20 protein-coding genes are annotated in these 19117 nt (G+C 35.7%); 17 read left to right on the plus strand and 3 right to left on the minus strand.

Annotation, left to right across the window (positions count from 1 at the left end):
- A complete protein-coding gene (locus ACH0B5_RS12195; protein WP_122972017.1) occupies window positions 1-684 on the plus strand; it encodes a cyclase family protein in 684 nt (227 codons plus the stop codon).
- A gap of 310 nt (window positions 685-994) precedes the next feature.
- A complete protein-coding gene (locus ACH0B5_RS12200; protein WP_122972018.1) occupies window positions 995-1522 on the plus strand; it encodes a DUF2179 domain-containing protein in 528 nt (175 codons plus the stop codon).
- 107 nt (window positions 1523-1629) lie between these two features.
- Here the strand turns inward: ACH0B5_RS12200 and ACH0B5_RS12205 are convergent, their stop codons facing one another.
- The gene (locus ACH0B5_RS12205; RefSeq protein ID WP_122972019.1) at window positions 1630-2253 is read right to left on the minus strand and encodes a DUF1643 domain-containing protein; all 624 of its coding nucleotides are present in this window, start codon (window positions 2251-2253) and stop codon (window positions 1630-1632) included.
- 255 nt (window positions 2254-2508) lie between these two features.
- Window positions 2509-3699 carry a PucR family transcriptional regulator gene (locus ACH0B5_RS12210; protein WP_122972020.1) on the minus strand — a complete coding sequence of 397 codons (1191 nt, stop codon included), beginning with the start codon at window positions 3697-3699 and terminating at the stop codon, window positions 2509-2511.
- Between the two features lie 171 nt (window positions 3700-3870).
- Between ACH0B5_RS12210 and ACH0B5_RS12215 the strand changes: the two genes are divergently transcribed.
- The 8 genes from ACH0B5_RS12215 (at window position 3871) to ACH0B5_RS12250 (ending at window position 12026) form a co-directional block, all read left to right on the plus strand.
- Window positions 3871-5109, plus strand: coding sequence for a Zn-dependent hydrolase (locus tag ACH0B5_RS12215; protein ID WP_122972021.1), 1239 nt, complete (start codon window positions 3871-3873; stop codon window positions 5107-5109).
- Between the two features lie 31 nt (window positions 5110-5140).
- A complete protein-coding gene (hydA, locus tag ACH0B5_RS12220) occupies window positions 5141-6556 on the plus strand; it encodes a dihydropyrimidinase (protein ID WP_406927881.1) in 1416 nt (471 codons plus the stop codon).
- 27 nt (window positions 6557-6583) lie between these two features.
- Window positions 6584-7951, plus strand: a complete 1368-nt coding sequence (locus ACH0B5_RS12225; RefSeq protein WP_122972023.1) for an NAD(P)-dependent oxidoreductase — start codon at window positions 6584-6586, stop codon at window positions 7949-7951.
- A gap of 17 nt (window positions 7952-7968) precedes the next feature.
- Window positions 7969-9249, plus strand: coding sequence for an NAD-dependent dihydropyrimidine dehydrogenase subunit PreA (preA, locus tag ACH0B5_RS12230; protein WP_122972024.1), 1281 nt, complete (start codon window positions 7969-7971; stop codon window positions 9247-9249).
- Window positions 9250-9306: 57 nt separating this feature from the next.
- Window positions 9307-9522 carry a hypothetical protein gene (locus ACH0B5_RS12235; protein ID WP_122972025.1) on the plus strand — a complete coding sequence of 72 codons (216 nt, stop codon included), beginning with the start codon at window positions 9307-9309 and terminating at the stop codon, window positions 9520-9522.
- A 173-nt stretch (window positions 9523-9695) separates the two neighbouring features.
- Window positions 9696-10451, plus strand: coding sequence for a DUF2087 domain-containing protein (locus ACH0B5_RS12240; protein WP_241559310.1), 756 nt, complete (start codon window positions 9696-9698; stop codon window positions 10449-10451).
- A gap of 28 nt (window positions 10452-10479) precedes the next feature.
- Window positions 10480-10824, plus strand: a complete 345-nt coding sequence (locus ACH0B5_RS12245; protein WP_122972027.1) for a GIY-YIG nuclease family protein — start codon at window positions 10480-10482, stop codon at window positions 10822-10824.
- A gap of 179 nt (window positions 10825-11003) precedes the next feature.
- Window positions 11004-12026: a hypothetical protein gene (locus ACH0B5_RS12250; RefSeq protein ID WP_122972028.1), complete on the plus strand. Its 1023-nt coding sequence runs from the start codon at window positions 11004-11006 to the stop codon at window positions 12024-12026.
- A gap of 130 nt (window positions 12027-12156) precedes the next feature.
- Here the strand turns inward: ACH0B5_RS12250 and ACH0B5_RS12255 are convergent, their stop codons facing one another.
- Entirely contained in the window at window positions 12157-12474 is a 318-nt protein-coding gene (locus ACH0B5_RS12255) for a thioredoxin family protein (RefSeq protein ID WP_122972029.1), read from the minus strand.
- Window positions 12475-12675: 201 nt separating this feature from the next.
- Between ACH0B5_RS12255 and ACH0B5_RS12260 the strand changes: the two genes are divergently transcribed.
- From ACH0B5_RS12260 to ACH0B5_RS12290, 7 genes are all read left to right on the plus strand, one after another.
- Window positions 12676-13674, plus strand: a complete 999-nt coding sequence (locus ACH0B5_RS12260; RefSeq protein WP_406927882.1) for a M23 family metallopeptidase — start codon at window positions 12676-12678, stop codon at window positions 13672-13674.
- A gap of 194 nt (window positions 13675-13868) precedes the next feature.
- Complete coding sequence (locus ACH0B5_RS12265; protein WP_122972030.1) at window positions 13869-14396, plus strand: YceI family protein; 528 nt, start codon at window positions 13869-13871, stop codon at window positions 14394-14396.
- Between the two features lie 249 nt (window positions 14397-14645).
- A complete protein-coding gene (locus ACH0B5_RS12270) occupies window positions 14646-15629 on the plus strand; it encodes a ring-cleaving dioxygenase (protein WP_122972031.1) in 984 nt (327 codons plus the stop codon).
- A gap of 16 nt (window positions 15630-15645) precedes the next feature.
- The gene (locus tag ACH0B5_RS12275; RefSeq protein ID WP_122972032.1) at window positions 15646-16239 is read left to right on the plus strand and encodes an NADPH-dependent FMN reductase; all 594 of its coding nucleotides are present in this window, start codon (window positions 15646-15648) and stop codon (window positions 16237-16239) included.
- Between the two features lie 171 nt (window positions 16240-16410).
- Window positions 16411-17349: a ring-cleaving dioxygenase gene (locus tag ACH0B5_RS12280; protein ID WP_122972033.1), complete on the plus strand. Its 939-nt coding sequence runs from the start codon at window positions 16411-16413 to the stop codon at window positions 17347-17349.
- An 11-nt stretch (window positions 17350-17360) separates the two neighbouring features.
- Entirely contained in the window at window positions 17361-17975 is a 615-nt protein-coding gene (locus ACH0B5_RS12285) for a flavin reductase family protein (protein ID WP_122972034.1), read from the plus strand.
- A 23-nt stretch (window positions 17976-17998) separates the two neighbouring features.
- On the plus strand, window positions 17999-18607 hold the full coding sequence (locus ACH0B5_RS12290; RefSeq protein WP_122972035.1) for an alpha/beta hydrolase: 609 nt from the start codon (window positions 17999-18001) through the stop codon (window positions 18605-18607).
- Window positions 18608-19117: the final 510 nt, after the last annotated feature.

Raw genomic sequence — 19117 nt, forward strand, 5'->3', positions numbered from 1 at the left:
ATGAAAATAATTGACTTAACTTTAGAAATTTATGACGGATTGAAATCCTATTTATCCCATCCGCCAATCGTTATAAGACCAGAATCCACTTTTGAAAATTCCGGCCATCGTTACGTAGAACCGTGTGAAGGCTTTGAATCTCGCTTTTTAGAAATGTCCGATCATAGTGGGACACATATTGATGCGCCTTTGCATTTTATACGGAACAGTCAGTCAACAGCAGAAATGGATTTAACTCGATGTTACGGTGAAGCGGTTTGCTTAGATGTGACACCGTTTAAACAAGCAAAAGATGAAGTAACATATGACATGTTAGAAAAAGCAGTAGCAGCACAGGGAATTGAAGTACAACAAAATGATATTGTACTAATACGAACTCGTACAGGCCAGTGGGGAGAAGAAGGATTTTTTGAAGAGGGGGCGTTTGCTCCAAGTGCAGGTGATTGGCTTATTGATAATCAAGTAAAATGTGTCGGATTAGATCTAGCAAATATTGATACCCATGATAATATGGCGCGTGAAGTGCATATGAAAATCTTACCTGTACCTATTTATATCATCGAAAATTTAGTTAACTTAGATCAATTACCAAAGGACAAACATTTCACTTTTAGTGCATTACCTTTAAAATTAAAAAATGCAACAGCCTCTCCAGTACGCGCGGTGGCCATTATAAACGATTAAATATCATAAACTCCTTCGAATTTTTCGAAGGGGTTTTTTAAAATTTTATTGAATTTTAATTATTAAGTTGTAAAACTAGTATAGAGTGATTGGGTGTATAAGTCATACTGATAGAAGTTAACATTGTTTGATTTTTGAAAAATAGGGAAAATTAAAGTGGATAGAATAACTTAAAGTACTGTTTTTTTCAATAATTTGTTTAAAAGATGGGCTGAAAATAAGGCTAGAACATATTCATTCACACGAGTACAATACTTAATTATGGGTAAAGAATAGTAGTAAAACTCTAATTTTTAGTGAGGCGTTTCCAATGACCAATATTTTGTTAATACTAGTGTTACAACTCGTATATGTACCGTTATTAACGTTACGGACCATTTTTCTAGTAAAGAATTTAACGATGTTTGCAGCCGTTTTTGGGATATTAGAAATGCTGATTTATGTATTTGGACTTTCTTTAGTATTTAATGGAGATCAAAGCTTATTGGCTATGATTGTATATGCCGTAGGTTTTGGACTAGGCATGTTTTTAGGAACAAAAATTGAAAACAAATTAGCAATTGGATATGTTTATGTCACCATTAATACGCAACATAAAAATCAAGAGCTCATCGATACTTTGAGAATAAATGGATTTGCTATTACGACGTTTGTTGGAGAAGGTCGAGATAGTGATCGATATAAGTATGAGATTTTGGCAAAGCGAAACCGGGAAAAGGAGCTTTTTGAACTTGTTGAGTCAATAGAACCAAAGGCATTCATTATTTCTTACGAGCCGAAATCCTTTAAAGGTGGCTTTTTAGTTGACCGTATGAGAAAAATAGCAAAAATGAAATAAAAAGAGAGCTAGGAATTGAATCCTAGCTCTTTTCTTGTTCTAATACAAACTGAATTTAAAGGGTCAGAGATAGATCATCTCACTATCTTAGGGATATTAGTTCTTTTTTAATGAAGGTAATTGGATATGTGTGTGTTAAAAGATTCAATTAATTGTTGAAGTCGTTCAGCTTTGGCAGGACCATTTGGACATGGGTGATAGTATTCGTTATTATCTGATTGAATACCGAAGTATGGGATTCCGCTATCTTCGATCAATTGGAGCCATTCTTTTTTCTCTTCCTCAAAAAATCTCCATCGGCTTCTTTTTTCAACTCCCCAACCGATTAAAATCCACGGATGTTGGGACATTTCTAGTAAAGAAGGGAGAGTAATCGTTGGATATTTGCCGGTTATTTTCAAATGCTCAAATAACTCAATTGCTTCAATTCCTATTGTATTACGTACATAAAATAAATTGTAAAGATGGAGCCTGCCATCTAATTCAGAATGGGTAGCTTTCATAAATTGAACTAGTTGTTTCATTGTATTGTCTAATGTTGTTTCGTCGGTATGGGAACCATTCATAATGAGTTTTTTCTTTGCCTCACCTTTTAAATGAGCAGAACCAGGATTTAACATCACAACGGCACCTAATGACTTTCGGGAAGTTCCAAATTGAATAAATGCATTTGTCCGGTAAACTTCCTCGCCAATTAGCTGAAAAGTAGCAATTGCCCTCACGTTTTCCACCCGTAAACCCCCATGTAAACTTAGTGTTATTCATATTATTCTTCCAAACTCGGAATTATTAGCGCAAATTTACTATTATGAAGATGAAAAATGATAAATATCCATTATTTTATAATGGGGGAACAAATATTATATCGTTAGGTCCCATTTATTCATAAGTTTCTAATAGCTGAAATTAACATGTTCATGGCATTTACAATTCTAAGGAAGACAGAGGGGCATATAATAGATAAAACCTAAATCCACTATTTACATTCAACTTTTCTGACTCAAAATATCCTCAATCATCAATGCAACATTTAAATTTGTTCTCGTAAAGGTATTATTTAAGTCCACATCTAGTAAAGATTCTATTTTTTTAATTTTATAAGTGACAGTATTTCGATGGATAAACAGCTTTTGGCTTATTTTATTTGGGCTACCACCTTCTTCGAGAAAAACGCGTAAAAATGGAACAAAATCTGTATCATGCAAATGATCATACATATAAAGGGGGCCAAGCATGTCTTGTTGAAATTGTTTAATAATTGATTGATCTGCAACACCCATAATAATTTTATACGTGCCGATTTCTTTGTACTTATGAATAAAAGGATTTTTATGATGTTGTACTAGATGGATGACAGTTAATGATTCGTTGTAACTTTTAGATACGTTCTCCAAGGAAGCTGAAAAATTCCCCATACCAATGATTAAATCCAGTTGTCCATTTAAGTCGACCACTTTTTCGTATATTTTTTCTACTGTTTTAGAAAAAGGTAATTGTTCTGTTTTAACTTCATGGCGATTTATTAAGAAGATGAGTTGATTGTTATGTTTTAGAGTTAGGAAATAATTATAGCGTTTTTGAAATTCGTAAAAAATAATAGCTGTATAACGATTAATGCTATTTTTGGAGGAAGATGACGTTGTACAAGTTATGATTCCTAATTCTGCTCCTTTAGGAAATCCCCGTTTCTCTAATTGTTGTGGGATAGATGTTCGAAAAATATTTTGATCATAACGGAAAATCAGATTGTATAAAAGCTTTTCATCACTTTGTTGTTCATGAAGCGATTGTTGTTTTAATGAGATAAATTGGAAGGTATTTTTTAGTAAATCTGCAATGCGGTAGTTCCAGTCCATCACAAAGATAGGGAAATGGTTTTGATTGGCGAATTGAATGATTGTTAATGGTACTTGAGATATGTAAGGTCCAGTATTGATGATAAAACCTGCCACTTTCTTTTCAAAGGACTTGCTTATTAATTCTTCTAATTGACTGGCATTATTTTTCATTTGAATTCCTGTAGTGACAAGTAGTTCATTTGGACGGCAAAAGGGAATTAAATCTGCACTTTCGATAACATTAATACCAGATAGTTGTCTATATACTCCCTTTTCACCTGCAATCAAATGAAGCTGTCGAAATTCAGGTTCTAATAATAAGTCGCTTATTGTAGCCATATGAAACTCCTTTCATCAAATAGATTGTTAGAAGTTTTAACATTAGAATAGTGCATTTGCACAAAAATTTTTATATCGATTGACCATATTTTGTGAATTAATTTTACATTAAAATTAACAATAAATCCATATGTTACTAATACTAACGTAGGTTAATTGGAGGGGTGTTTGATGTACAAATGTAATGAAGCCCGATTAAAGGAATCGATTGTTATGTTTAGTCGCTTTGGAGCTACTAAAAACGGCGGTGTAACAAGACTTTCTTTATCTGCAGAAGATGTACAAGCACGAGATTACTTTTACGAATGTTGTCGAGAGTTAGGATTGGAAATTCGGGTAGATGATCTGGCGAATATGTATGCAACACTCCCAGGAAAAAGCGATCTACCTCCGATTGTGATGGGTTCTCACCTTGACTCTGTCGTAAAAGGGGGACGATTTGATGGAGTACTAGGAATTCTTACGGCATTAGAAGCAATAAAAACAATTAAGGAGAATGACATTGAACTGGATGTTCCATTAACCATTGTCAATTTTACGAACGAAGAAGGGGCGCGTTTCGAACCTTCTATGATGAGTTCAGGAATTTTATCAAAAAAATTTGATAAACAGAAAATGATGCAATCAACAGATAAAGATGGAGTCACCTTTAAACAAGCTTTGCAAAAGAGCGGTTATGAGGGAGATGAAGAAAACCGATTAAAAGAAGCCTCAGCTTATATAGAACTACACATTGAGCAAGGACCAGTTCTTGAAGCGGAGCAAATTGAAATAGGCGTTGTAGAAGGCGTACTAGGAATGGTTTGCTATGAAATTCGTATATTTGGTGAATCCAATCATGCGGGAACAACACCGATGAAAATGCGAAACGATCCTTTGTTTTTAGCTAATAAATGTATAACAAAGCTTATAGAAGATTTAGCAAAGGTTGACGATGAGCTTGTTTATACTATTGGTCGAATGAATGTTACCCCAAATATTCATACCGTTATTCCAGACAAAGTCGTGTTTACTATTGAAGCCCGTCATAAACAGCCAGAAAAAATTAGAAAAGTAGAAGTAATCATTCATTCCCTTCCAGCAGAATCAGGGGAATGCAAGATAGAAAAAGAGAAATTATGGGATCGGGATACTGTCCATTTTGATTCGTCCATTTGCAATCAAATTGAACAAGCTTGCCATGGTTACGGATATTCATCTAAACGGTTATATAGCGGGGCAGGACATGATGCCCAATTTATGGCGTCTTATATTCCTTCGGCAATGATTTTTGTTCCAAGTATAAAAGGGAAAAGCCATTGTGAAGAAGAGGAAACAACTTTTGAAGATTGTGTTAAGGGGGCGGATGTTCTTTTAGAAACCGTTTTAAATCTTCAGACGAAGATTGCGATGAAAGAAGCGTTCATTTAGTTTAATAACAATGGGAAAAGGAGAAATGTAAATGACTAAGAAAATTATTACAGGCGGCACAATTGTAACAGCAACTGATACGTATAAAGCGGATATCCTCATTGAAAATGAAAAGATTGCTCAAATTGCCGCGAAGATTATCGACTCGGAAGCGGAAATAATTGATGCAACAGGAAAATATGTTTTCCCGGGGGGCATCGATCCGCATACTCATTTAGATATGCCTTTTAATAATACGGTTACCGATGATGATTGGGAATCAGGTACGATTGCTGCTGCGTTTGGTGGTACAACAACGATTTTAGACTTTTGCTTAACGGCAGGTGAAACAAAATTATCGAATGCTATTGAAAAGTGGAACGAAAAATCAAAGGGGAAAGCGGCGATTGACTATGGGTATCATTTAATGATTAGCGATTTAAATGAAGAAACAGAAAAAGAGCTGCCCCTTCTTTTAGAAAAGGAAGGCATTACGTCTATTAAAGTGTTTATGGCCTATGCAAAGGAATTCCAAGCAACGGATCGTACTTTATATAAAGCTTTTAAAATTGGAAAAGAAACAGGCGCCGTTGTCATGGTTCATTGTGAAAACGGATCAGTAATTGATGAACTCGTTGAACAAGCGAAATTAGCAGGCAATACAGCACCCATTTACCATGCTCTAACACGTCCTCCTGAATTAGAGGGAGAAGCGACAAAACGAGCAATCGAATTAGCTTATGTAGCAGGAGCAACCCTTTATGTTGTCCACGTAACTTGTAAAGAAGCAGTAGACGAAATTATAAAAGCCCGCGAAAAGGGTTATGACGTCTATGGTGAAACTTGTCCTCCATATTTAACATTAGACCAAACGGCATTGGAAAAACCTAATTTTGAAGGTGCTAAGTATGTATGGTCACCACCATTAAGACCGATATCTCACCAAGAACCTCTTTGGAATGCATTAAAAGCAAAACAACTACAAACAATTGGCTCCGATCAATGCTCTTTTAACTTCAACGGTAAAAAACAACTAGGATTAAATGATTTCTCTAAAATACCTAATGGCGGTCCCTTTATTGAAGATCGATTTTCTGTTTTATATTCAGAGGGTGTCGCAAAGGGACGCATTTCTTTAAATGATTTTGTCGATATGATTTCAACGAGTGCGGCGAAAATCTTCGGTTTATACCCGCAAAAGGGAACGATTGCAGTTGGGTCCGATGCAGATATTGTACTGTTTGATCCAAGTGTAAAACGAACGATTTCTGCTCAAACCCATCATATGAACGTTGACTATAACGCCTTTGAAGGTTTGGAAGTAACGGGTGAGCCGATTAGTGTGCTACTAAGGGGCGAATACGTCATAAAAGACAAGCAATTTGTAGGTTCCCTTGATTATGGTAAATATATTAAACGCAAACTGGCAAAAAAACTAAGTGATGAAGAAGCTGTAGTACCTAATTAAGCTTGAGTTTACTTTAGGGGGGATTAAATGAGTTCACTTACTGGAGGGCAAATTTCTTTAAACCTAACTGATAATTTTAAAGAAATTCATCCTGGTTTAACGAAAAGGGAAGCTATCGAAGAAGCCAATCGTTGTTTATATTGCTATGACGCACCTTGTATAAAGGCTTGTCCGACTAGCATTGAAATTCCTAAATTTATTAAAAAGATTGCATCGGGAAATTTAAAAGGTTCAGCTAAAACGATATTAGAAGCAAATCCTGTCGGTGCTAGTTGTGCGCGGGTTTGTCCAACGGAAGAGTTATGTGAAGGAGCTTGTGTTTTAAATAACGAAACGAAACCGATTTCAATTGGTCATCTTCAACGTTATGCAACGGATTGGGCAATGCAACAAAGGAAACCGTTGTTTGAAGTAGGAGAAAGAAACGGTAAAAAAGTGGCCATAATCGGCAGTGGTCCAGCAGGATTATCGGCAGCTAGAGAGTTAAGTTTACTAGGTTATCAAGTAACTATTTTTGAAGCTGAGAAAGAAGCTGGTGGATTAAATCGTTATGGTATTGTTTCATTCCGATTGCCGACGGAAGTTGTTCAGTGGGAAGTGGAACAAGTAAAACAACTGAATGTCGACATTAAAACGAATACAGTTGTAGGGATCGACATTACGACAGAGGAACTTCTAAATCAATTTGATCGAGTTGTTGTAGCCGTCGGAATGGGCAACGTCCCCCATCTTGGGATTGAGGGGGAAACATTAAAGGGTGTATATGACGCCATTGAATTTGTAAAAAGAACAAAGATGGAAGAGCCAACCAATGAGCTAGTTGGTAAAAAGGTCATCATAATAGGTGCGGGAAATACGGCTATTGATGCAGCTACAACGGCTGTTCGATTAGGTGCTGCCAACGTTAAGATTGTTTATCGTAGAACGAAAAATGAAATGACGGCTTATCAGTTTGAATACGACTTTGCTAAGCAAGATGGTGTAGAGTTTCGATGGTTAACCGCACCAACGAAAATTATCGGAAATGAACAAAATGAAGTGGTTGGATTAGAGTGTATAAAAATGGATTTAGGGGAAATAGGTCTAGATGGAAGACAAAAGCCAGTTCCTATCCAACAATCTGAGTTTGTTTTAGAAACGGACGTGGTCATTAAGGCGATTGGCCAATCGAGACATATTCAATTAATAGAAAGGTTCGGTTTAGATCATTCAAAGGGTGTAGTAGAGGTAAATCCAGAAACCTATCAAACATCTCAAGAAAAAGTTTATGCATGTGGTGATGTCGTTTTTGGAAATGGTCAAGGGGAGGCAATGGTTGTGACTGCTGCTCAGCAAGGGAAGGAAGTCGCAAAAGCCATTCACCGTTCATTTGTGCTGCAATCGGAAATTGCGTAATAAAGGAGGAACTATTAATGGCAGATTTACGAATCAATTTAGCGGGCATTAAGTCACCCAATCCTTTTTGGCTTGCTTCAGCACCACCGACCAATTCGGGATACCAAGTACAAAGAGCCTTTGATGCTGGTTGGGGAGGGGCTGTTTGGAAAACGTTAGGCGAACCAATTATTAATACGACTTCCCGATTTGCAGCCCTCAGCTTTAATGGTCAACGGGTAGCGGGATTTAATAATATTGAGCTCATTACGGACCGCCCTTTAGAAGTAAATTTAAAGGAAATATATGAGACGAAAAAACGTTTTCCTAATCATGCGATTATTGCTTCCCTTATGGTCGAACCAAAACAGGAAAAATGGCATGAAATCGTAAAGCGGGTTGAAGAAGTAGGGGTTGACGGGTTGGAGTTGAACTTTGGTTGCCCCCATGGAATGGCTGAGCGCGGAATGGGAGCTGCTTCTGGGCAAGTACCTGAGTTAGTTGAAAAACAAACCTATTGGGTGAAGGAAGTAGCAAAAACACCTGTTATCGTCAAACTCACTCCTAACATAACGGATATTACCGTTACAGCAGAAGCAGCAGTTCAAGGTGGAGCCGATGCTGTTAGTATGATTAATACAATAAACAGTTTAATGGGTGTCGATTTGGATACGTGGAACACGATCCCCCATGTTGCAGGAAAGGGAGCCCATGGAGGCTATTGTGGTCCCGCTGTAAAGCCGATTGCCCTTAATATGGTAGGCGAATGTGCAAGAAATCCGCTTATTAATGTCCCTATTTCTGGTATCGGTGGAATTTCTAACTGGCAAGATGCCGTTGAATTCATTTTAATGGGGGCTACCGGTGTCCAAGTATGTACAGCAGCAATGCATCATGGTTTTAGCATTGTGGAGGATATGATAGATGGCTTAAACAATTATCTCGATGAAAAAGGAATTACTTCCATAATGGATATCGTCGGAAAAGCGGTTCCGAAATATTCCGATTGGGGCGACTTAGATTTAAATTACAAAGTGGTAGCGCGCATTAACAACGATGTGTGCATCAATTGTAATAAGTGCCATATATCTTGTGAAGATACGTCTCATCAATGTATTGACATGTTGAAAAATGAAAAAGGTGAACCATATTTGAAAGTACGGGAAGAGGATTGTGTCGGATGTAATTTATGTGCGATTGTTTGTCCAGTTGAAGGTGCTATCAATATGGTGGAAATGAAACAACCTTTACCAAGTATGACATGGAATGAGAGACAATCGAGCATTGCCCGCTTCAAAATGGATAAAGTAGCAAAGTAAAGTTCAAGTCTTTTGTCATATGGAATAGAGTTTCAATTGAAAAAGTGAGGTGGACGTGTGTCAGAGCATATGCAGTATTTAGAGGAGAAGAGAAAAATTGATAGTTACTTTGATAAGGGCTATCAAATTGTAAGTATTTTCGAGAATTTAAGTGGTACGTTCGTTGACTTTGTAACAAGTCATGATGCCGGTGAACGGGAAATTGTAGAATTACAATTACTTACTGCAGAAGCACGCAAATATATTGCATCAAAACTAATCGTCGCAAATTAAACTTAAAAGAAAGTAGAAAAACTTGTAAGGATTTCTTCGTCCTTACAAGTTTTTTGTTAGATTGACAAAAACTAAACAATCAATTAAAGTGTTTGTATAAATATAAACGAATTTTAGTTTTGTTTATCTATTTATAAACATTTATGTTTGACGTTAGTATTGGGGGAGAAAAAGTGAACCAGTTGGAACCATTTTGGAATGCATCTTTAGAGGAAATTAAAAGGGGATATACGGAAGATCAATATAGATACTCATGTTTATTATGCGGAGAACAAGTGGAAAAAGGGATTATATATCCTGAGGAACAGGTTTTCTATGAAGCAGAGCGATTTATTCGTTTACACATTGAAAAAAATCATGGCTCTGTATTTGATTATTTAATCGGATTAGATAAAAAAGTAACTGGTTTAACGGAGCATCAAACGATGTTGCTACGCCATTTTTACGCTGGTAAAAATGATAAAGAGATTCAACAAGAAATGGAAATTGGCAGTAGTTCTACAATTCGACATCATCGATTTATGTTGAAGGAAAAGGAACGTCAAGCTAAAACATTTCTAGCTATTATGGAGTTGTTGAAGGAAAAGGATCAATATGCACCTGCATTTGTGGAGCCTCATAAACATGCCACAATGGTAGACGACCGTTATGCGGTAACAACTGAGGAACAATCGAAAATATTGGAAAAGTATTTTCAGGAAGGGTTATCTGGTCCTTTAGCGAAATTTCCTCCTAAGGAAAAGCAACGCATTGTAGTATTACGAGCAATTGCGAACCGTCTTAATCCCAATGCAACTTATACAGAAAAAAAACTAAATGACATATTAAAAATGATTTACAGTGACTATGTATTGATTCGAAGATATTTAATTGAGTATGGGTTTTTAGATCGGAAATTAGATGGCAGCATGTATTGGTTGAAGAAGTAACATGATTAAAAGAATGTAGGTGATACGGATGGATAGAAAAAAAGAGTTAAAGCAACAATACCAAGAGGTTGCCATTGTTGCAGGTGTGTATGAAATTAAAAACAATGTAAATGGAAAAGTGTTTGTTGACAGTACACGTAACTTAAAAACCATTAACGGTGTAAAATTTAGTTTAGACAATCAAGTTTTTAAAAACAAAGCGCTCCAAGCGGATTGGACGCAATTTGGAAAAGATGCCTTTTCGGTTACGGTATTAGAATCATTAAAAAAAGATGAGAAGGACCCATATTTCAATGAAAAAGAAGCTTTGAAGGAATTACAACAAAAATGGTTAGAAAAGTTAAAGCCTTTTGGTGAACGAGGTTATAACTAATAAAATATAATATTGATGAGAAGGGGTTGCGCTGTACATATAGACGCCCCTTTTTTTGTTGTCGATAAAATAAGGAAAATGTAACAAGAAAGCGACAAAAACTTTTTCAATTCATTCATTTCATTTCCAATTGTTTCGTAATATATAGAGACATTATTTGGTAGGGGGAGTGCATTTCTTTGAAAATTCTCCGCTTTCTCTTAGTTACCTTTACTTTCTTTTTAGTAGGTTGTGAAGAGTCAGTGGAAGTAAAGCCAGTTGTAACAATAGAAACTAAACCATTAGTAGAAGCTAGTTCAGTTGTAGAAGTTTCTGAAGGAGATACAAAAAAATTGGAGGCTTCCGGTGACGAAGTTCAATTACTAGATAATGCTTGCTATAGTAACGAGATTTACATTGAAGGGGAGGACATTTGTGCCTTAGAGATTCAATGTATAGATGATGATTCCTGTATTGAATGGGGGAATCGTATTATTAAAGGTCTTGAAGCCGATTATGGCTCTCTTGTTCATGAAGAATCTGTTGCAACTGGTAATGAAGGAGTAACGGTGCTCACTACTTATAATGTCGATCATAGCCAGGAAGTCATCTATACTAATCAAAATATTTCCATTGAAGAGAGGACTTATCATGAAAACCTATGGTCTAGCTTTAGTTGGTTAATTCCCGAAGCGAAACGAAAAGAAATTAATCGTTTTGAAGTGTTTGACAGTGGAGATACCCTCGCTTATGTTTCCCTTTATGACCCGTATGGTAAGTATTGGACCCTCGGGATGAATCAAAAAGATATTGAACTTGCCTCCGAAACCCTTGTTACATACTTACATGAATATGCCCATTTCCTTTCATTAAATGAAACCCAAGTGAACTATTGGGTACCTGAGAAACGGTGCCAGTCCCTTTATTTAATAAATTCAGGATGTTTTTATAAAGATGCCTATTTAACCTATTTTTATAAACAATTTTGGGAATCGGGAGGACATGGTAAATTGGAAGACTTTTATGTTTCAAAATATGCGATGTATTCTCCGGAAGAAGACTTTTCAGAATCATTTGCCCACTTTGTGTTAACGCAAACACCAAAGGGGGACAATGTAAAGGAAGAAAAGATATTATTTTTTTATCAATTTGAGGAGTTAGTGCAATTGAGAACAGAGATTATAGCCCGGACTGCTACTTGGTTGATTAGAAGTGTTATTTAATACTATCCGCAAAAAATCCCCTTCGCCTAATGCGTTGGGGATGTTGTTTTTTGCCTTAATGAATCCGTTCAAAGGGAAGTGAAATTTAATTGTAATGTTAGAATACCCGCAATCGAAGAAGTTATGATTGTTAATTTAAACCATCGATAAATAACTCAATTTCTTCTTGTGTTTTTCGATCTTTACTAACAAATCGTCCGCTTTCCTCACCATCTTTATAGGCGATAAAACTTGGGATACCAAAAACGTCTAATTGGATACAAAGATCAATGAATTCATCCCGATCTATTTTGATAAATTGATATTCAGAAGCGTATTTTTCTTCAATGGATGGCATAAACGGGTCGATGAATCGACAATCTTTACACCAGTCCGCCGAAAACATAAAAATCGTTTGTCCTTCAGATTTTAGTTGTTCAAATTGTTCAACCGATTGTAAATTTTCCACGAGATAATTCCCCCAAAATTAATTTTTTCTCATCTTACCATACATATGTATTATTTTCCTGTTCGGAAATTGAGGAATTTGACAAAAACTTCTGCAAATAATATTCCACAAATCGAACAAATTATTTATCTAAGTACTGTATTTCCTAAACTCATGGATTCAATTTTTTCGGACATTCTAATGAAGAAAGGAGGTTTCTTTTTGGTCCGACGATTAATTCCTTTAATTCTAATTGTTTTTGTTGTTAATGCGATGTTTTCGAATGTTGGAAGTGCAAAAGAAACACCATCTCAGGAAGAAATAATGAACAAGCGAATGGCCATTTATATACAATTCCAAGATCACATCGTACCGTGGTACCACTTGGCTGCCATTGACCAATATGAAAGAAACATCCAAGCTGTACGTCCTGATATACCAAAACGAGACAGTATAATAGCTATTCAATTTTCTAAAGAATATTGGGCTGGTGCATTTAATCCGTTAGCGGATGATACCTCACCGTTAACAATAAAATATTTTGGTGGTTTAGGACTTGATGGAAATGGTGATGGTGTAGCAAATCCAGAAGATGATGAAGATATTATGTTTACAATGTCAAACTATTTAAGTCAATACGGACCAACTGTTGAAGATTTTAAAATTGCATTGTGGGAATATTATCAAAGTGAGCAAGTAGTAAATCAAATTTTAACCATTGCTAAACTATATAAACACTTTGATACGATTAATATAGATACACATGTTTTCCCTGTTCCTGTCCGTGGATATAACTACAGCTATAGAGGAACATGGGGTGCCAATAGAGGCTGGGGCGGAAGACGTATACATGAAGGTACAGATATTTTTGCAGGATATAGTACACCTGTATTATCAACATCTTATGGTGTTGTTGAAATAATGGGGTGGAACGAATTTGGTGGTTGGCGTATAGGGATACGGGACAATCATAATACGTATCATTATTACGCCCATCTTTCTTATTTCAATAAAGATTTAAAAATAGGCGATATTGTGGAACCAGGAACTATGCTCGGTGGTGTTGGTAGTTCAGGTTATGGGAAAGAAGGAACATCAGGTAAATTCCCACCGCATTTGCATTATGGGATGTACAAGTTCAATGGTCGTACAGAATGGGCATTCGACCCATATCCTTCCCTTGTACAGTGGGAAAAATATTCAAGACAACAGAAGAAGTAAAGAGGCTGTCTTTTAAAGACAGCTTTTTTATTGAATTAAAAAAATTTAAAACAAATCGTTGACAACTAGTTTGGATATATGTTAAATTTATCTCGAATTAAAGATAATTTAGTTCGAAATTTTATTTGAGCTAGTTATCCGATTATTTTTTTAAAATAATATCTCGAATTCGAGACAAAAAAGGGGAAATAAAAATGGCTAAATGGGTAATTGATCAATCTCACTCAAGTGTTGGTTTTGAAGTAAAACATATGATGGTGTCAAAAGTAAAAGGACAATTTGATAGTTATACAGCTGATGTAGAAGCGGCAGATCTTACGGATTTAACAACTGCATCGATTTCATTTGAATTTGATGTTGCAAGTGTGAATACTCACAGTGAAGACCGTGATAATCATTTAAAATCAGCAGATTTCTTTGATACAGAAAAGTTTCCTACAATTACTTTTAAATCGACTAGCATCACAAAAGATGGAGATGACTACAAAGTAACGGGTGATTTAACTATAAAAGATGTAACGAAACCAGTAACATTTGATGTAGAATTTGGTGGTAAAGGTACGAATCCATGGGGCGTTGAAGTCTATGGATTTGAAGCGGAAGCGAAAATTAACCGTGAAGAATTTGGATTAACTTGGAACGCTGCTCTTGAAACTGGCGGTGTACTAGTTGGTAAAGATATTAAAATTAAAGTTGAGTTAGAGGTTAACCCTGCTGCTTAAATAGTATGCAATATGGGTAATCCATCAAAAGGGTTACCCATTGTTATACTAATGTGTACTTGGTGATGTTTGACATAAATCGAATAAAGTGCTACTATTATCTCGAATTAAAGATTTTAAAAAGAAAATAAAAACGTAAATTTTTTTGAATAAATTAAATAAAGAAATTCACACTAAAAATAGTTTGAAAAAACTATTCTATTTTTTAAAAAAAATATCTCGAATTCGAGATAAATTGGAGGAACTATAATGAATGAATTAAAAGGTCTACATCACGTTACAGCGATAACAAGTAGTGCGGAAAAAATTTATGAATTTTTTACTTATACATTAGGACTTCGGTTAGTAAAGAAAACGGTCAATCAAGATGATATTAAGACATACCATTTATATTTTACCGATGATGTCGGTAGTCCAGGGACAGATATGACATTTTTTGATTTTCCTGGTATTCCGAAAGGGGTACACGGAACAAATGAAATTTCAAAAACTTCATTCCGTGTACCAGATGATGCTGCATTAGATTATTGGATTAAACGTTTTGATCGTCTAGGAGTAAAACATACTGGTATAAAAGAACAGTTTGGTAAGAAAACTATCTCATTCGTAGACTTTGACGATCAGGCATACCAACTTATTTCAGATGAGTTTAATGAAGGAGTTGCATCTGGAACTCCATGGCAAAAAGGTCCAATTCCTTTAGAATATGCCATCACTGGATTAGGTCCAATATTTGTTCGAACATCCTACTTTGACTACTTTAAAGAAGTGTTAGAAAAAGTATTCTTTATGAGAGAAATCGCTCAAGAAGATTCGTTCCACTTATTTGAAATGGGAGAAGGAGGAAATGGCGCTCAAGTTGTCGTAGAGTATAATACAGTTCTTCCACAAGCGAGACAAGGTTTTGGAACAGTTCATCATACAGCGTTCCGGGTGGATGACCGGGCAGAATTAGATGATTGGCAACAACGTTTACAAGGCTTTAAATTACCGAATTCAGGATATGTCGAACGTTATTACTTTGGTTCTTTGTATACGAATGTAGCTCCTTCGATTCTTTTTGAATTAGCAACGGATGGTCCTGGATTTATGGGCGATGAACCATACGAAACACTGGGTGAAAAATTATCGTTACCACCATTCTTTGAAGAAAAACGTGAGCAAATTGAGAGCTTAGTAAGACCTATCGACACAGTTCGTAGTACGAAAACATTTGAAAAGGAATATGAATAAGGAGACGAAAAGAGAAATGGGATTTTTAAATAAATTATTTGGTACTGAACAAAAGGAGGAAGAAACAATGGCAAACTTAAATATTGGTATTATTTTAGGGTCAACTCGAGAAGGTCGTGTTAGCCCGCAAGTAGGTGCGTGGGTAAAAGAGTTAGCAGATAAACGTGGCGATGCAAATTATACAATTATCGATATCGCAGATTATAAATTACCGTTTTTAGGTGAAGCTGGTGCAGATAATTCTGGTGTAGCAGCTTGGTCTGAAGCGATTGCAAAACAAGATGGATTTGTATTCATCGTCCAAGAATATAATCACTCTATTACAGGTGCTCTTAAAAATGCATTAGATTTACTTCGTGAACAATGGAACAATAAAGCGGCAGGTATTGTTTCTTATGGTTCTGTAGGTGGTGCTCGTGCTGCGGAACATTTACGGGGCATTTTAGGTGAGTTATTAGTTGCTGACGTACGTGTACATCCAGCTTTATCACTATTCACTGATTTCGAAAACGGTACAGAATTCAAACCTAAAGCTGTTCAATCAGACTCGGTAAATCAAATGTTAGATCAAGTCATTTCTTGGTCTACTGCCTTAAAAACAATTCGATAATAAAATAGAAACCATGTGTATGGACTATCCATACACATGTCTCTATTAATAGGTTGTTGCGGGACTCTTAAAGTTGAAAAATATTGTTGTATGAAGTTTGAGCAAATCCTTTGAAGTTATTTCCTTTGAAGGATGTGCTCAGACGTTATGCATAAATTGGAGGAAACTGAAGTGAAAAAACAGACAACAGGAATTCATCATATTACAGCAATCGTCGGTCACCCACAAGAAAATGTTGATTTTTATGCTGGGGTACTAGGTTTACGTCTAGTAAAGAAAACGATTAATTTTGATGATCCAGGTACTTATCATTTATATTTTGGTAACGAAGGTGGAAAACCAGGTTCTATCATTACTTTTTTCCCTTGGGCTAACGCTTATAATGGACAAATTGGTGATGGGCAAGTAGGGGTTACAACTTATGCCGTTCCTGTCGGTGCAATGGAGTTTTGGAAAGAGAGATTAACAAAATTTGAAATCGAATATACATTAAATGAAAGATTTGGAGAAACTTTTCTTCAATTCGATGATCCCCATGGATTGCACCTTGAAATTGTTGAACGGGAACAGGGAGAATTAAACCCTTGGACATTTGGTGGCGTGACGAAGGATGTTGCCATTAAAGGGTTTGGCGGGGCAGTCTTATTTTCTGCCCGTCCAGAAGAAACTGCGTCAACTTTAGTAGACGTAATGGGACTTGAATTAGTAGGGACAGAAGGAAATTATACGAGATTTAAAGCTTCAGGTGATATTGGAAATATTATTGATTTAAAAATGATTACAGGTGTTAGAGGCACAATGGGGGTAGGCACGGTTCACCATTTAGCATGGCGAGCTAAAGATGATCAAGAGCATATGGAATGGCAAGAGTATGCTATGGATCACGGTCAGCACGTAACTGAAATTAAAGACCGAAATTATTTTAATGCCATTTATTTCCGTGAATCGGGTGAAATTTTATTTGAAATTGCAACTGACCTACCTGGATTTGCCCATGATGAATCTTACGAAACGATGGGGAGTCAACTCATGTTGCCTACTCAATATGAACATTTACGTGACCGATTAGAAATGTCACTTATTCCAATTCAAGTACGTCCGATTGATTAAGGGGGAAATACATGATTTCAATTCAACCGAAAAACAATAGTGAACGTGAAAATTATAAGATATTAACAGGCACGATTATTCCGAGACCAATCGCCTTTGTAACAACCATTTCTGATGAAGGCGTTGTAAATGGAGCGCCCTTTAGCTATTTCAATATTGTTTCCTCAAATCCTCCATTAGTCTCGGTGGCTATACAAAGAGCAAATGGGAATTTAAAGGATACAGCTCGCAATATTTACAACAATGGAGAGTTTGTTGTGCATATAGTTGACCAAAACAATGTAAAACAGGTGAACGAAACGGCAGCTAGCTTACCTTATAATGAAAGTGAGCTTGATATAGCAAATTTGACTCAAGTTCCAAGCGATATGATAAACGTTCCTGGTGTAAAAGAATCTAAGGTAAGGTTCGAGTGTAAACTTGTTCAAGCATTACCTTTACTTAATGAAGAAAACCCTGGAAGTGATTTGTTTATAGGGGAAGTTGTGTTATTTCATATAGATGAATCAATTTATGATCAGGATAAAAGATATATTGATGAACGTAGTTTAGATGCAGTTAGCCGTTTAGCGGGGCAAAACTATGCCACTTTAGGTGATATATTTTCTATTAAAAGACCAAAGTGATTGTTTATAAAGGAGAAAATTGAATGCGACATATATTTAAAGAAGGAACAAACCCAAATAAACCTGTATTACTTCTATTGCATGGTACAGGTGGGAACGAAAATGACTTACTGCCAATAGCAGATATTATAGACTCTGAAGCCTCTGTATTAAGTGTTAGAGGGAATGTTTTAGAAAACGGAATGCCTCGGTTTTTTAAACGTCTTGCTGAAGGTGTTTTTGATGAAGAGGATTTAATTTTTCGGACAAATGAACTAAATCAATTTTTGGATGATGCTGCTAATAAATATCAATTTGATCGTCATAATATTGTAGCAATCGGTTATTCAAATGGAGCGAACATAGCTGCGAGTTTACTATTTCATATTCAAGATACTCTTAAAGGAGCAATTTTGCACCATCCAATGGTTCCGAGAAGAGGTATTCAATTACCAAATCTAGAAGGAATTAATATTTTCATTGCAGCAGGTGTGAACGATCCAATTTGTCCTCAACAAGAGTCAATTGAACTAAAGGAACTTTTAGAAAGTGCCGGTGCCAATGTTCAAGATCATTGGGAAAATAGAGGACATCAATTAACGATGTCCGAAATTCAAACAGCTAAAGCATGGTATGAAAAAATTTACTCATAATTTTAAGATCGTCCCCATCATCAATTGATGGGGATTTTTTTGAATTAAAAAGCGCTTTTTTTTTAAAGGCAATGTAAGAATACTATAGGAAGAAAAACTTATAATATCGTTATTTTGATTTATAAATGAATAATTTTGAGAAATAGTATTGACTTCTTTTCTATAAGAGTGTAGTATATTAAAAGTCGCTGATGTGACGTTAGAAATATATTAAATGATATTTAAAATTGTTGACTTCCATTTAGTATATTGATATAATATAATAGTTGTCTTGTTGATTTTACAACTTACAATTATCTTTTAAAAAAGTTGTTGACAACAATGCTATAACGAGTTATTATACAAGAGTTGCTGTTGGAAGATGGCAACTAAAGTGAACCTTGAAAACTGAACAACAAAACGTTAATGAAATACAGTTTCAACTTAACAGTTAAAACAAAATTTTGGACATCATTATGATGCCAGTGTAAATTTAGAGCTTTATCAAATTTTCTTTTATGGAGAGTTTGA

Source organism: Ureibacillus sp. 179-F W5.1 NHS (assembly GCF_045369345.1).
GTDB classification, from domain to species: Bacteria; Bacillota; Bacilli; order Bacillales_A; family Planococcaceae; genus Ureibacillus; species Ureibacillus halotolerans.

What these genes read in the sequence shown, in the direction of transcription:
- ACH0B5_RS12195 (WP_122972017.1), top strand. Translation starts at nt 1, where the DNA reads ATGAAAATAATTGACTTAACTTTAGAAATTTATGACGGATTGAAATCC.
- ACH0B5_RS12200 (WP_122972018.1), top strand. Translation starts at nt 995, where the DNA reads ATGACCAATATTTTGTTAATACTAGTGTTACAACTCGTATATGTACCG.
- ACH0B5_RS12210 (WP_122972020.1), bottom strand. Translation starts at nt 3,699, where the DNA reads ATGGCTACAATAAGCGACTTATTATTAGAACCTGAATTTCGACAGCTT.
- ACH0B5_RS12215 (WP_122972021.1), top strand. Translation starts at nt 3,871, where the DNA reads ATGTACAAATGTAATGAAGCCCGATTAAAGGAATCGATTGTTATGTTT.
- hydA (WP_406927881.1), top strand. Translation starts at nt 5,141, where the DNA reads ATGACTAAGAAAATTATTACAGGCGGCACAATTGTAACAGCAACTGAT.
- ACH0B5_RS12225 (WP_122972023.1), top strand. Translation starts at nt 6,584, where the DNA reads ATGAGTTCACTTACTGGAGGGCAAATTTCTTTAAACCTAACTGATAAT.
- preA (WP_122972024.1), top strand. Translation starts at nt 7,969, where the DNA reads ATGGCAGATTTACGAATCAATTTAGCGGGCATTAAGTCACCCAATCCT.
- ACH0B5_RS12245 (WP_122972027.1), top strand. Translation starts at nt 10,480, where the DNA reads ATGGATAGAAAAAAAGAGTTAAAGCAACAATACCAAGAGGTTGCCATT.
- ACH0B5_RS12265 (WP_122972030.1), top strand. Translation starts at nt 13,869, where the DNA reads ATGGCTAAATGGGTAATTGATCAATCTCACTCAAGTGTTGGTTTTGAA.
- ACH0B5_RS12270 (WP_122972031.1), top strand. Translation starts at nt 14,646, where the DNA reads ATGAATGAATTAAAAGGTCTACATCACGTTACAGCGATAACAAGTAGT.
- ACH0B5_RS12275 (WP_122972032.1), top strand. Translation starts at nt 15,646, where the DNA reads ATGGGATTTTTAAATAAATTATTTGGTACTGAACAAAAGGAGGAAGAA.
- ACH0B5_RS12285 (WP_122972034.1), top strand. Translation starts at nt 17,361, where the DNA reads ATGATTTCAATTCAACCGAAAAACAATAGTGAACGTGAAAATTATAAG.
- ACH0B5_RS12290 (WP_122972035.1), top strand. Translation starts at nt 17,999, where the DNA reads ATGCGACATATATTTAAAGAAGGAACAAACCCAAATAAACCTGTATTA.